Genomic DNA, 13,516 nt, shown 5'->3' on the forward strand with positions numbered 1-13,516 from the left:
CGCCGTGCCAAAGCGAGATAGAATTCCGCGTCGCCATAAGATGGATGCGAGATAAAATTCTATGTCGCCGCAAGATGGGCGTAAGATAAATTTTATGGCAACGCAATAAAATTCTATATCGTCGCGAGACGGACGCTCTGCTACGACAAAGCAATAAAATTCCGTCATCGCAAGACGCAAAATAAAATTCCATCGCCGCGCAATCTGCGGCGATTTAAGATAGCGAGGTAAAGATGAATCCGACCGAACTCAGAAGACTGCGCACGCAAAGCGTGCTAAAGCAGCTCATCCCCGAAGCGCTCGCGAGCCTAGAGGACGAGCTTTTGCGCGGGCTGTGCGTCACCGACGTGGAGTGCAAGCGCGGGCGCTACGACGCGTTCGTATATCTGGATAAAAACGCCTTCGACGAGCGCGAGCAGGAATTCGTGCTCGAAAAGCTCGGCCGCGTGGCGAGATATTTGCAAAACTTCTGCGCCGAGGCGGAGGGCTGGTACCGCTGCCCCGCGTTTCACTTCAAATTTGACGATCGCTTGGAGTATCAAAACAAAATGGACGATCTTTTCGACAAAATAGAGGAGGAGTTGCGCAAAAATGGTTGATTTAGAGGCTTTGGCGCGCGAGTGCGGCGTGCAGCTTTACGACGTGGAGACGGTGAGCGAAAACGGCAGAACGATCTATCGCATCAGTATCACGAAAGCAGGCGGCGTGGGCCTGGACGACTGCGAGCGGCTATCGCGGCTACTTTCGCCGATTTTCGACGTGGAGCCGCCGCTTGAGGGCGAATGGACGCTGGAGGTCGGCTCGCCCGGGCTTGAGCGCAAGCTAAGCAAGCCGCAGCATTTCGCAAACTCCGTGGGCGAGCTGGTGCGCCTAAGCCGTACGGACGGGCAGAAGCTAAGCGGCGAAGTGCTTGGCTGCGAAGGCGGCGTGCTTAGGCTACGCACGGACGGCGGCGAGGTAGGCGTGCGACTTGACGAGATCAAAAAGGCGCGAACCTACGTGCAGTGGTAGCGACGGAGATTTTTAAAATTTTGCACGTAGGGCTTTGGGGTGTGGTGTTTGAGAAGCGTAGACTTAAATTTCAAGCTAAAGCGGCGAGGCTAATTTGGATTTGCCTTGCTTTTTGTGCGCTTTTAAGTATTGCGTCTATCGCGAGCGATGCACGGCTCGCAGCATCTCGCCTCGCTTTTTAATTTAGCGCGCGATATTCGGTGCGGCTTTCAAAAACACATGCTGCGCGCAAGTCTTTCGCATTGAGCTTGATCGTATCGCACGAAAGCATTTCTGCGTTGCAATTGATCGCATGCGCACCGCGGCGAAACGCCGTTTCGCTAAGCTTTTTGCGGCTTAGGTTTGCGATTGTCGGCATCGGTACGAATGTGTCACTACGGACAGAGTGAAATTCGATAAATATTAGCCTTTCGCGCAGACATGCCCGCAGCACCGCCTTGTTGCGTCGAATGGGCACGCGAGCATGTTAAATTTTGGATTTTTTAAAATTTGCCGCTGTCGGTCGCTTTTGATCTCTCGCGGTGCTCGGCGCAAAATTTTAAAATTCTGCTCTGCTAGCCTGTTTTAAAATTTACGTCGCGCCGATAAAAAGTAATTTTTCACGCCACCGGGCGGCGCTTTGAAATTTCAGATCGTACCGCTAAAAAGCAAGCTTCGCGGCGATTTCTGCTGCGTAAATTTTAATTCCCATGCCGCGCGTGCCGTTTTGAAATTTCATGTTGCGTCGCTAAATGATAAGTTTTGCGCGATATTTGCACGTTGCTTTGGAATTTCGCGTCGCGCCTGAAAGCGGCTAAATTTAAAATTTACGCGCTGTTTTGGGCGCAGTAAAATTTCAAGTCTTTTGCTTCAAAGAGAATTCTAAATTTTATGTTTTATCGTAAATTTAGGTTTTGCAGCGCGCAAATTGCGATCGCACCCCGGTGACTATTTGCAACGCGGCTTGATCGCAAAATCGGCTAAGCAATCACGGTTGAGCGGGATAATTTAAATTTTTGGATCTTTTATGAACGACGAATTTTACATGGATTTGGCGCTGCGGGCTGCGTGGCGCTATCAGGCTCTGACGCTACCCAACCCCGCCGTTGGCTGCGCGCTGCTGGATAAGAGCGGCAGGGTTCTTGGCATAGGCGCGCACAAAAAGGCGGGCTTTTTGCACGCCGAGGCAAACGCCGTTTTCGCCGCGCTGTGCGATCTGGACGCAAATTTCGTGCAGGATTTCGCTTGCGAATACGCCCGCAAATTCGGCGTTAAATTTCAAAACCTAGAAGCCCTAAAAAGCGCGCTCTTGCAGCCGAGCTTCACCTATGATTTTATCTTAAACCGCCACGGCGGGCTTTTGCGCGGCGCTTGCGCCTACGTCACGCTCGAGCCCTGCGCGCACCGCGGCAAGACGCCGTCTTGCGCCGAGCTTTTGGCAGAGCTAAGCCTATCTCGCGTGGTAATCGGCGCGCGCGATACGAACGCGCAGGCTGCGGGCGGCGCGGAAATTTTACGCCGCGGAGGCATAGAGGTGAAATTTGACGTCTGCTCTGCCGCGGCGGAGGAGCTTGCAGAGCCGTTTTATCTGGCGCGCGAGAGCGGCTTTTGCTTCATTAAAATCAATGCCACGCTAAACGGCGCAGTGCATGGGCGGATCGGCAGCGAGAAGCAGCGCGCGTTCGTGCACGAGCTGCGTGGCGTGTGCGACTACGTAGGCGTAGGCGGGCAGACCGTGCGCGCCGACAGACCGACGCTGGATGTGCGTGCGGCTAAATTTGACGAAATTAGCGCTTCGGCAGGCAGAGCCGATATGCTGGCGCTAGACGCGCGTGTCGCGCCGCAAAATCTAAAGCCGCGCGCACCCGATGTTTGGATATACTCGCGCCGTAACTCTTACAATAAGCCCAATAGCAACTTCACGCGGAAAAGAAAAATGTATAGCGAATGCGTCTGCTAGAAGCAAAGTAAAAATCGGTACGATAAACGAGAATGAAGTAAAAGCTAAACGGGCGACAGGCTATTTTTCAGAAAATCAATATACCTTGATAATCGCAAACAACAATCTGCGTAGGGTAAAAGAATACGAATTTATAAAATAATGAGCACAACAGATGCGCGAATAGACTAAATTTTAACTTTCAATGGAGAGTGAGAATAATAACTGCCCTTATAGGCATACGAAAGCAGATTTTCACTATTGCTTACGCTGCAGCTGTATTAGCAAGACCATGTGAAAGCCCATCTCTAATAATGCCCAATCCGTTACTCATTTTTTGCTCCTTCTTCTAGATTTTTTTTAATCAAATTTCTATCTGAAAAATTTATAAAAAATATCAATAAAAGTAGAAAAACTGCCCCTTTTAAAAAGAATTTAAACTGTGCGGTCATTAAATATGGTCTTAACAATCTATGATCGAAATTATATTCCTTATATATTTTTCCATCTTGATCTTCAAGCTGTAAAATTTCATTATTGCCTAATATATCTGGACTTGGCTCGCCGTAAATTTTGATTTTTTGCCCTTTTAGCTTTTCATAAATATCGCTATCACTTTTGCTTATTTCATAAACTTTTTTCTTGCCGTTTTCTAGTTCTATATGTATTCGTCCGCCGCTTCCGCGAAAATTATAATAAACGTTTCTTAAAATTCCGGTATCTATCTCAAGCTCATTCAATTGCTTGGGCGCCGTGTTCGTTCTATAAATAGTAAAAAGCATCCCGCATAGGACAAAAAGCAAACCATAGCAGCCTATGCTAGCCACCTGTGCTGATGGATGCGAAACTCCCCTGATAAAAACACGCCTATAAAATACATCATAAAAATAATATAAGAGCCTTTTTATATATTTTGTTGTGAATTTCATAAAATTTCCCTTCATATTCTTTTGGATATTTTATTGAGCCGATAATAAATTTGCTCTAAATTTACAAAATCTCCCGCTTGAAATTTTAAATCTGAAGAAGCTTTAAAACCAAGCAAAATTCAAAGATCAAATATACAAAATCGCCACGGCAGAGCTTCCGCCTGCGTAGCTATGGCTCAGCGCCGTGAAGTATAAAATTTCATCCGCCCTACTCCTCAAACAGATTTCTCTCCGCGGCCTTTAGCACGCGACCGAGCGCCTCGCGCGCCTTATCGGTTGCGATGCGGCCTTTGGCGGTCTTTTCGATGTAGCCGTTAGCGAGCAGATAGGGCTCGATAACGTCCTCGATCGTGCCCTCATCCTCGCTAAGCGCCGCCGCGATCGTGCTAAGCCCCAAGGCACGGCGCTTGGCGTCAAATAAAATTTCCAAATATTTTATATCTATCTCGTCAAAGCCTTGCTCGTCCACGCCCAGCGCCTCGAGCCCTTCGCGCGCTCGATCGTGCGAGATAGCGCCCTCGTCGCGCACCTCGGCAAAATCGCGTATGCGGCGCAGTAGCCTTAGCGCGATACGCGGAGTGCCGCGGGAGCGACGCGCGATCTCGGCGCTGGCGTCGGCTGCGCTCTCTTTTCCGAGTTTAACAGAAGCGATCTGTACTATCCGCGCAAGCTCGGCGTGCGTGTAAAACTGCAAGCGAAACTGCATACCGAAGCGATCCCGCAGCGGTGCCGAGATCATGCCCGCGCGCGTCGTGGCGCCGATGAGCGTAAAGTGCGGAATGTCGATCTTGATGGTTTGCGCGGCGGGACCCGAGCCGATGATAATGTCGAGGCGGAAGTCCTCCATCGCCGAATACAGCACCTCTTCGATCGCGGGGCTTAGGCGGTGGATCTCGTCAATGAAAAGCACGTCGCCGCTTTGCAGGTTCGTTAAAATCGCCGCCAGATCGCCCGCCTTTTCGATCATCGGCGCGGCGGTGACCTTGATAGCGGCGCCCATCTGAGCGGCGATGATATGCGCCAGCGTGGTTTTGCCAAGCCCGGGCGGCCCGTAGAAAAGCACGTGATCAAGCACGTCGGCGCGCTTTTTCGCTGCGGCGATCGCTATGGCGAGGTTTGATTTGATCTTCTCTTGCCCCACGTAATCCTCGAAGCTCGACGGGCGCAGCGAGCTCTCCACGCTCTCATCGAGCTGCATCTTTTCGATCTCTACAATTCTGTCCATAATCTCTCTTTAATCGTTTTTAAAATTTTAGCAAGTGTAGCGAAAAATGGCTAAATTTTGACAATTTTAGTAAGGCGCCGTCTTTGCGGGCGAGATAAAATTTGCCGTGCGGAATTTTACGGTACGCGCTTAGGGTTGGGGCTAAAAAGCAAAGCACCCGTCGCGAAAGACTGCGAAATTTTACCGCGACGTTTTAAGGCTATGCTCATGCCGCTACGCCCGCTATGCCTTGGTGCGGAATTTTATTGTGACGGCTCCCGAACAGCGCGCGGGTCGCTAACTGCGCTAAATTTTACGGCGCGGAATTTAGCGCGTAGAATTTTGATCGCGTAGAATTTAAGGCTTTGGGCGTTCGCGAGCGACGATTGCGGAGCAAGCGGTGCGAAATTTGAGCGCGTAGAATTTAGTGGCAAAATTTGGCTGTTTGAAAAATACGCGCAGAGTTTTTACGACGTGAAATTTGGCGCTGGAATTTTAAGATATTAAATTCTGCGCCTGGAATTTTGCAGCAAAATTTTATCTCGTAAAATTTTAATGTGGACTTTGTTTTTGCGGCAGCGAGGCTTTAAATTCTATGCTTCAAGCTTTGCGGCGCGCAGCCGGCTAGAATTTTATCTCACATAATCGGTTAAAATTTTGCAAGAAATTCTGTGTAGAATTTTATGCAAAATCTACCTTGTGCGCTTGCACGGCTGGATAAAATTTCGCGCAGAGTTTGGTATTTCGCGACTGCTCGGAATTCGGCGCTGATTGTAAAATTTGCCGCTAAGCTTAATGCGAGCTCGTGCGATTAAATTTAGCCTCGTCACCTCACGACGCCTTATCGATCGCTCTCTTTGATCAAGACACTTTTATTGTTGTCGTCACTCTTACAAAGCACTCTATAATCTGATATTTCAATTGCATATAAAAATACTACACCGTCGCTTTGAAATTTTCTCGAGCAGCCCTTGGCGTAAAGCTCGGCGAGTTTTGGACTATTGAGAACATAAAACTCATAGCTATCGGCAAAGTGCTCCATATAGCTGTAGGTGATGCTCGCCCAAGGCACCCCACTATCGCCGCTTCTATTTAGCACGATGGTTCTAGCGTTTATTGCCGCAAGCTTTGACTTTAGCTCTGCAAACGTCTTTTTGTCCCAGCCGATGAGCTTTAGCCCATCGCCGATGCCCGGCGCATTATCCCTGAAAATGGAATTTTAATAAAATTTCGTCTCATTGCCGTCCAAATCGATCCAAATATACTCATCGCCGTAGGTGCTCTGGATTGTAACGCGCAAATTTTTAGGGAAGTTGCGACCTGCAAAAGCTAACAGGTCTAGAAATTTCTCGCGATTTTGCTCGTAGTTTTGCATCGGCGGGGCTTTATCCAGCTCCATATCATCTTTATCAAAGAAAGAATTCAACGCGAAAAATGCTGCCAAAATCGGCAGCACCTTTAGGCAAAAGAGTAAGCCCAGAGCCGCGGCTATGACGATTTTTAAAGCTTTAGCCAAATTTTCTCCTTAAATTTTATGAGCCGCTTAGGCCTGACGGCTGACTTATGCCAGAATTCTACGGCTGCATGCGTAAAATTTAGCGCTCGTAGCGTATTTTAGAGCTGCGGGCGCGAAAGCGTTCATGAAAAGCGTTCGTGCGTTGCAGTCGGCGAAAGAAATAGCGCTCGCATGCAGAAGCACGCAAACTCTCGCACGGCGCCCCCGTATAAAATACCGCGCAGAGTATTCGCCCAAAGCGCCTGCGATCTCTCGCACTAGGTAAAGCGCTCGCAATCGCTCGCGCCGAATAAATTTCAAGCGGCGCGAGCTGGCGAGCTGTTTACGTAGCTTGCGACGCGCGAAAACGAAGTATTGTTTTAAGGCAAGCGGGGCTTTATCGCTGGAATTTCGGCGCGTAAATTTTAAAATTTAGCCCAAAATCCCGTTATTGCCTATATTCAAACTCCTCGCTTGGGAAGCTCTCGTCCTTCACTTCGCGCGCGTATTCGCGCACCGCGCCTTTTACCAGCGCAGCGCCGTCTAAATAACGCTTAACGAATTTCGGCCGAAACTCCGTGAAAAATCCGCACATATCGCTCCACACGAGCACCTGTCCGTCTATGCCCGCGCCCGCGCCGATGCCGATGACGGGCACGTCGGTGCCGAGCGCCACTTGATTTGCGACCGCGGAAATCGTCCCCTCTACCAGCAGCAGCACCGAGCCCGCCTCGACAAGCGCTCTAGCGTCGTTTAAGACCTCGCGCGCGCCCTCCTCTCCGCGTCCACTTACCTTGTAACCGCCCATAAAGCGCGAAAACTGCGGCTTTAGCCCGATGTGGCTCATCACGGCGATACCGTTTCGATGAAGCAGCGCCACGGTATCTGCCATATGCGCGCCGCCTTCGATTTTGACGGCGTCGCAGCCGGTGCTCTCATAAACTTTGGCGCAGTTTTGCAGCGCGAGCTCGGGCGTCGCGCACGAGCAAAACGGCATGTCCACGACCATATACGCCCGCTTTAGCCCCCGTCTTACGGCGCGCGCATGATAGATCATCTGCTCTACGCTTGCGCCCAGGGTCTCGGAGTGCCCGCCGAAGCTCATATTTAGGCTGTCGCCTACGAGCACCATATCGACCTCGTCGTCGAAAATTTTAGCAAAAAGCGCGTCGTAGGCGGTGATCATCACGATCTTTTCGCCGGATTTTTTCATCTCATATAATTTAGAAAGCGTGATTTTTGACATTTTGGCTCCTTGATTTGGTTAAAATTTGAACACAATTCTAGCATAAGCCGAATTTGACATTTATAAAATTTTAAAGTAAAATGCGCGCGCATTCTTTCGGGGGTGACTTGGCTTCGACGGGAACGGATGGGTCAAGGCGGCATGTCGCTTTGGATACAGCGTATAAAATCCAAACTAAATTTAAACGCAAACAACGTTAAATTTGCTCCTGCTTACGCTAAAGCTGCGTAAGTCCAGTCGAGCCCTGCTCCGCGCCGATACTATCTAAGCGCGGCGGCGGGTAATCTGCGATAGCGTAGCTCTGCGGCGTGACGAGCCGTAGGGTGAAATCCTAGTCTTTGCGCCGGCGGGTCGTTTTGGAAAGTGAGCGAGCCTGCGCGAGAACTTCACTTTTGCTAAACATGTAGAGGCTTTGGTCATTTGTTTTCGGACTGCGGTTCAATCCCGCACACCTCCACCAATTAAGCTATCTTTAAGTTCCAATCACTTCTTTTTACTTCTCTTTAATTCCCGTATATAGGCGCTTATCTTAGATTTCGATTATTTTTCTCTTCTTTTATTTTTGTTTGTAGTATAATTACTTCTGAAAAAATAGGAGTTTTATTAGGGACTTTTTTGTATTGGGGGTTTTCGTAGAGAAAGACGATATAGAAAAATGGTATTAATCTTATACTTAAAAGGAGCGAATTATGTTGTTTACAGATGAGGATTTTGTAAATATCGTGCCGCAGGATCTTTTAGAGCGCGGTATACGCCTAAGAGAGGAGCTCGGTTTTTATGAAATCGCTTGGAAATTTGACGATGTAATGGAGGTACTAAAAATTACAAGAGGCAAAGGTATGATTATTCTAGGAGGAGAAGTATATCGCCTAAGCGGTAATAAGCCCGTCATCACATGCGACGGCTGGTATACAAACAAGGGAGATGACGATGCATTCGAAGTGGCAATCGAATATATCGCTAAGTATCGCGCTAGAAACGGAGATGATTTTATATATTATCCAGCCATTGGCCCCGGGCAGGTGCCCAAATGAAAATTTTAATTGGATTGTGTATAGGAAATTTCATAAAAGTATGAAGGGCGCGTTTAAGCAGGTTGAATTTGAATTCAGCGTAAAAAAAGAGGATTGGATAAGGCGTTAAATTTGGAAAGGAATAAGGAAAAACGCTATGAAATTTAAAATTTTAGAACCGAGGCTTTATGAAAGATAAGGATATGGTTATAGAAGCGCGAGGGCGAATGCGGCATTGATGGCTAAAATAGATATTTTATTAAATTTGATAAATTTTACTAAAGATATAAGCGTGATAAAAAGCGACTTGGCAAAGATAGGCTTTGATAGCGAATTGGAGCTTGTAACAATAACTCAAAATACGATTGCAAATATCTTAAATAGAGTCGTCGATAAAGAAATTTCATATGATCTCCTTGAGGAATGGGCAAATTTAATCGAGTGTCGCGAGGATATAGGATATGAGGATGAAATTTTGCAAGAGATCATATTTGAGCTGGCAAACCCTTGCCTTTATGGAGAGATAGACGAAGAGAAGATTTGTATGATTTTAGATAAAATTAAATGCGGGTGGAGCGAGACGAATGATATTAGAGAAAAATATTGATATTGTGGGCGAAAGAGCTATTTTACTAATGGCGCTGGGCTCATTACGGGCATTGGAACATAAGGCAATTACCATAGATGAAAGCCAAAGAATTTTGTTTTCACCCTATATCTCAACGCATTTGGAAAAAAATAAGGTTAATGAACGCATTATAGATATAATAATCGAATGCTGCGAATTAGAGGATATTTTTGAGCTAATTCCTACAAAATATATACAAACCTTACGAATATTGCAAAATAGAATAATAAAAATTTTAAAGCGATACGATGAAGAGCCCAGAAAAAGATGGGTAATTATAGATGAGAAATAGCCTCCATAGCTCCGCTTTTGGCGAGCACTAAATAAAATTTGGCTCAAGACAAGTTAAAACTTTTAAAGGAATTTTTGGCTTATCTTGAACCTTTAAAATTTTAACGGCACGATAGAAACTCCGTGTAAATTTAATCCTTTCAATACTTGATAATGCTATTAACAAGATTAGTGTGCAATATATGTGAATCATAGATTTTAGATAAATCGGCAAATTTTACGATTTAAGGAATTTGATAGTATTAATCCTATTATTAATTTTATACTATTAATAAGAGTAGTTTTGTAGATAAAATTCCAAATTTTGAATTAAAACATATATTTTAGCATTTTTAAATAAAGTCAAGAGTAAAATCTTAAAGACGCGATACTATAATATAAATATTTAAAGATATTGGTTGCAGAGGGTGGATTTGAACCACCGACCTTCGGGTTATGAGCCCGACGAGCTACCACTGCTCTACTCTGCGATATGAGAAGCGCAAATGAATTTTAAATAACATTCACGAAAGTGGATGGGGTAGGAGGATTCGAACCTCCGAATGATTGGACCAAAACCAATTGCCTTGCCACTTGGCTATACCCCAACTTTAATTTAATAATTTAAAATTATACATAAATAAATATAGAAAGTCAATACTTTATATTTTTAATAATGATAAAACTGGATATCAAAAAAAGCATATAACTCAATATAATTTATACTGTCATCTTAAATAAAATTTAATATTTATATAAAAATAATAGTTAATTTTATAACATAAAAAATTAAAGTGTTAAAAATAAAATTAAATTTAAGAAAATAAAAAAGGCTCAGATAAATCTGAGCCTTGAGATACTTAATTTTGAGCAAAATTATTCGTTAAAATTAACACCGCTACCGCCAAGTCTAATTGGGCTTGACTCTGTGATCTTTTTAACAGCCTCTTGTACTCCTTTGCATGCAGCTTCTGTACTAGTTACATTAGAAACTTTTAACACAGGTGTAACGCCGTTTTCAATTCCCTTTTTAGCATCATCTGCATCTGCGGTTACCATTTCAAATTTAATGCACGCATTGCCTTTTACATTCATCTCACCATTATCTGTCAAAGGTACATTAGTAATGTCTTTTAAGGCTCTAGCTGGATTCATTGCGCTTGGTAGCTTACCTTGTGCGGTATAAAAGCCGGTTAATTCTGTAACGACAGTCGCTACGTTTGTAGCCGCTTTAGAAACCTCAGCATCATCACGTGTAGCTGCAAGTCTTGGAATAGCAACAGCTGCCAAAATACCTAAAATAACGATAACGAAGATCAACTCGATCATAGTAAAACCTTTTTTCATGGTTTACTCCTTAAATAAAATTCATCCCGCATACCTATATGCGAAACTTGGCGGAATTATAGAGAAAAATTTAAAAATTGTCAATAGTTTTTGGCAAATTTTTTACAATTTATTTACAAAATCCGATTTTGTGGGCATTTCAAAATCAAAATTTCAAGTTCATTTGCTCTATTAATGTATTGTAGTATCGCCTCTGTACATTTATATCATAAAAATTATTTGCTTTCATTCTGCGCGCGTCCGATAAACCATATGTCTATTCGAGATACAGAATGCTACAACCCGTATCTCTTCGTAAGAATTCCATACTCCTCCACGCGTCTATCTCGCAAAAACGGCCACCAGCGGCGCACGTTTTCGCATCTTTGCATATCGATAGTTACGACTTCGCATAGCTCATCGGTGCTATTTGCACGAAACAGCTGTTCGCCCTGCGCGCCAAAAACAAAGCTATTGCCCCAAAATCTAATCCCCTCTTCGCTGGCAAGCTGATCTACGCGCTGTTTATTCGGCAGCACCTCTAAAGTTTCGCCGTTAAATTTTATCTCTATCGAAATCTTTAAATTCCCTCGCGCCGCCTCATTTTTAGCGGGCAAAATTTCGCCGCCGATCGCCATTTTGCCGCCATCCGTTAGCGCCCCGTTATTAAAGGATAAAATTCCGCCCTCGCTTAAAATTTTACTCTCACCGCCCGTATCCGTGGAGCGCGAAATTTTATCGCGCACATTTAAATTTGCTTCGCTCCCGGATAAAATTTCATCCGGCGAGACTTCGCTAAGCGCGGCTTTTTCAAAACCCACGCGATTTACGGCGATTACGGGCAGGGAGTTTGCCACCGCATGCCCGCGCTGTACCGCGACCCAGGCCTCTAGCTGGCGCGCTTTTTCGTCCTCGCCGTCGCCATCAAACCACCCGATCGCGGTCGGATATATGAGTAGCTCGGCACCGCGTAGCGCCATCGCGCGCGCCGCCTCGGGATACCACTGATCCCAGCACACGAGCACGCCGAGCCGTCCCACGCTCGTATCTATGGGCTCAAAGCCCAGATCGCCCGGCGTGAAATAAAATTTTTCGTAAAACTGCGGATCGTCGGGTATGTGCATCTTGCGGTACTTGCCGGCGATCCTGCCGTCGCGCTCGAAGACCACGGCGGTGTTGTGATACAGCCCCGCGGCACGGCGCTCGAAAAGCGAACTTACCAGCACGACGCCAAATCTCTTCGCCACTTCGCTCCACAGCCGCAAATCGCGCTCGAAATCCTGCGCATAGTCGAAATTTTCGGTATTTTCGCGCTGGCAAAAATAATGCGTCTGATGAAGCTCTTGCAAAACGATTAACTGCGCGCCCTTTGCCACCGCACGCGCGATAAGCTCGATGCTACGCGTTATCGTGCAAGCCTTGGTGCCTTCAAATTTATGCGAAATCAGCCCAACTTTTAAAATTTTCATATTTTTCCTTCGATCTAAATTTAAAGTTTAAATTTATTCATGCACGAGCAATGCAGCGAGCCGTTTTGGCGAATGAAAACGCGCGCGTTCACCCCCACTACTTCGCGATCCGCGCACGCCGCTCGCAGACGCGACAGCGCCAGCTCGTCCGCCGCGCGGTTTGGATCGCGCGGATCTGCGGGATCTGCATAGGTAGGCACGATGAGCGCGCCGTTTAAAAAGACGAAATTTGCGTAAGTCGCGGGCAGCCTGCGCCCCTGATAAAATATTGCGCGCGGGATCGGCAGTTCGATCACGTCGTATCCAAGCGATGAAATTTCATCCTTCATCGCGCCAAGCTCCGCGTAGTGCAGATCGCTCGGATCGTCGCACGACGAAATAGCCACAGTGCGCGGGCTTAAAAAGCGTGCAAGAGTATCTATGTGGCTATCGGTGTCGTCGCCTTTTATGAAGCCGCGTCCCAGCCAGATTATCTTTTTTAGCCCGAAAATTTCACGCAGCCGCGCGTCCAGCTCGGCCTTGCTTAGGGAGTTGCGATTTTCGTTCAGCAAACATGCGCTCGTAGTTAGCATCGTGCCCGCGCCGTCAAAATCGACGCTGCCGCCTTCTAAGATCAGATCCACGTCTCGCAGCGGACGGGCGTTTGCGGCGTAAAGCTTGGAATTTAACGCGTCGTCCTTGGCGCTTGCAAACTTGCCGCCCCAGGCGTTGAAACGAAAATTTAGCCCCATGATTTTACCGCCCTCCTCTACGTCGATCGCGCCGTAATCGCGGATCCACGTATCGTCGGTATCGATTTGCGCGAAGCTCGCGTTTGCTAAGCCGCCGCAAATTTGCTCAAAATCCTCGCGGCTCGGCGCGATCGCGACGACCGGCTCAAACCTCGCTGCGGCGGCGATAAAGCTGCGATAAGCCGCCCGTATCTCGCCTAAATACGGCGCCCAGTCGGTACCTGCGTGCGGCAAAGACACCAAAAGCGCCTCTTGCTCTTCCCATTCGGCGAATGC

At 46.8% G+C, this 13,516-nt stretch carries 14 protein-coding genes, 2 tRNA genes and 1 other RNA gene; 7 read left to right on the top strand and 10 right to left on the bottom strand.

The window, feature by feature from the left end:
• Positions 1-233 precede the first annotated feature (233 nt).
• The 3 genes from rbfA to ribD all read left to right on the top strand — a co-directional run bounded on the left by rbfA (position 234) and on the right by ribD (position 2,950).
• Entirely contained in the window at positions 234-599 is a 366-nt protein-coding gene (rbfA, locus tag Q0372_RS07770; RefSeq protein ID WP_005872391.1) for a 30S ribosome-binding factor RbfA, read from the top strand.
• Positions 592-1,011 (top strand): ribosome maturation factor RimP, encoded by a 420-nt coding sequence (locus tag Q0372_RS07775; protein ID WP_298104600.1) that lies wholly within the window; start codon positions 592-594, stop codon positions 1,009-1,011. Before rbfA ends, Q0372_RS07775 begins: the two co-directional genes overlap by 8 nt.
• Positions 1,012-2,017: 1,006 nt before the next feature.
• On the top strand, positions 2,018-2,950 hold the full coding sequence (gene ribD, locus Q0372_RS07780) for a bifunctional diaminohydroxyphosphoribosylaminopyrimidine deaminase/5-amino-6-(5-phosphoribosylamino)uracil reductase RibD (protein ID WP_298104603.1): 933 nt from the start codon (positions 2,018-2,020) through the stop codon (positions 2,948-2,950).
• Positions 2,951-3,255: 305 nt separating this feature from the next.
• Here ribD and Q0372_RS07785 read toward each other — a convergent pair whose 3' ends face one another.
• The 5 genes from Q0372_RS07785 to panB all read right to left on the bottom strand — a co-directional run bounded on the left by Q0372_RS07785 (position 3,256) and on the right by panB (position 7,803).
• Positions 3,256-3,858, bottom strand: a complete 603-nt coding sequence (locus Q0372_RS07785) for a hypothetical protein (protein WP_298104606.1) — start codon at positions 3,856-3,858, stop codon at positions 3,256-3,258.
• A 208-nt stretch (positions 3,859-4,066) separates the two neighbouring features.
• Positions 4,067-5,083, bottom strand: coding sequence for a Holliday junction branch migration DNA helicase RuvB (gene ruvB / locus Q0372_RS07790; RefSeq protein WP_298104609.1), 1,017 nt, complete (start codon positions 5,081-5,083; stop codon positions 4,067-4,069).
• An 820-nt stretch (positions 5,084-5,903) separates the two neighbouring features.
• Complete coding sequence (locus Q0372_RS07795; protein ID WP_297943041.1) at positions 5,904-6,161, bottom strand: hypothetical protein; 258 nt, start codon at positions 6,159-6,161, stop codon at positions 5,904-5,906.
• 120 nt (positions 6,162-6,281) lie between these two features.
• The gene (locus Q0372_RS07800; protein ID WP_297943043.1) at positions 6,282-6,578 is read right to left on the bottom strand and encodes a hypothetical protein; all 297 of its coding nucleotides are present in this window, start codon (positions 6,576-6,578) and stop codon (positions 6,282-6,284) included.
• A 427-nt stretch (positions 6,579-7,005) separates the two neighbouring features.
• Entirely contained in the window at positions 7,006-7,803 is a 798-nt protein-coding gene (gene panB / locus Q0372_RS07805; RefSeq protein WP_298104612.1) for a 3-methyl-2-oxobutanoate hydroxymethyltransferase, read from the bottom strand.
• Between the two features lie 98 nt (positions 7,804-7,901).
• On the opposite strand from panB, the gene ssrA reads away from it, so the two are divergent.
• From ssrA to Q0372_RS07825, 4 genes are all read left to right on the top strand, one after another.
• Positions 7,902-8,263, top strand: a transfer-messenger RNA (tmRNA) gene (ssrA, locus tag Q0372_RS07810).
• A gap of 229 nt (positions 8,264-8,492) precedes the next feature.
• Positions 8,493-8,837 (top strand): Imm40 family immunity protein, encoded by a 345-nt coding sequence (gene imm40 / locus Q0372_RS07815; protein ID WP_298104616.1) that lies wholly within the window; start codon positions 8,493-8,495, stop codon positions 8,835-8,837.
• Positions 8,838-9,054: 217 nt separating this feature from the next.
• Positions 9,055-9,423 (top strand): hypothetical protein, encoded by a 369-nt coding sequence (locus tag Q0372_RS07820; RefSeq protein WP_298104619.1) that lies wholly within the window; start codon positions 9,055-9,057, stop codon positions 9,421-9,423.
• Positions 9,401-9,736 (top strand): DUF3969 family protein, encoded by a 336-nt coding sequence (locus Q0372_RS07825; RefSeq protein WP_298104622.1) that lies wholly within the window; start codon positions 9,401-9,403, stop codon positions 9,734-9,736. The genes Q0372_RS07820 and Q0372_RS07825 overlap by 23 nt, the downstream gene beginning before the upstream one ends.
• A gap of 394 nt (positions 9,737-10,130) precedes the next feature.
• Here Q0372_RS07825 and Q0372_RS07830 read toward each other — a convergent pair.
• The 5 genes from Q0372_RS07830 to Q0372_RS07850 all read right to left on the bottom strand — a co-directional run.
• A tRNA-Met gene (locus Q0372_RS07830) sits at positions 10,131-10,205 on the bottom strand.
• Between the two features lie 42 nt (positions 10,206-10,247).
• Positions 10,248-10,322, bottom strand: a tRNA-Gln gene (locus Q0372_RS07835).
• Between the two features lie 268 nt (positions 10,323-10,590).
• The gene (locus Q0372_RS07840) at positions 10,591-11,061 is read right to left on the bottom strand and encodes a type II secretion system protein (RefSeq protein ID WP_298104625.1); all 471 of its coding nucleotides are present in this window, start codon (positions 11,059-11,061) and stop codon (positions 10,591-10,593) included.
• Between the two features lie 275 nt (positions 11,062-11,336).
• The gene (locus Q0372_RS07845; protein WP_298104628.1) at positions 11,337-12,509 is read right to left on the bottom strand and encodes a carbon-nitrogen hydrolase; all 1,173 of its coding nucleotides are present in this window, start codon (positions 12,507-12,509) and stop codon (positions 11,337-11,339) included.
• Between the two features lie 20 nt (positions 12,510-12,529).
• Positions 12,530-13,516, bottom strand: a 987-nt coding sequence (locus Q0372_RS07850) for an agmatine deiminase family protein (RefSeq protein ID WP_298104631.1), incomplete at its 5' end; no start/stop codon positions are given.

This window comes from uncultured Campylobacter sp. (genome assembly GCF_937997405.1).
Classification (GTDB): Bacteria; Campylobacterota; Campylobacteria; order Campylobacterales; family Campylobacteraceae; genus Campylobacter_B.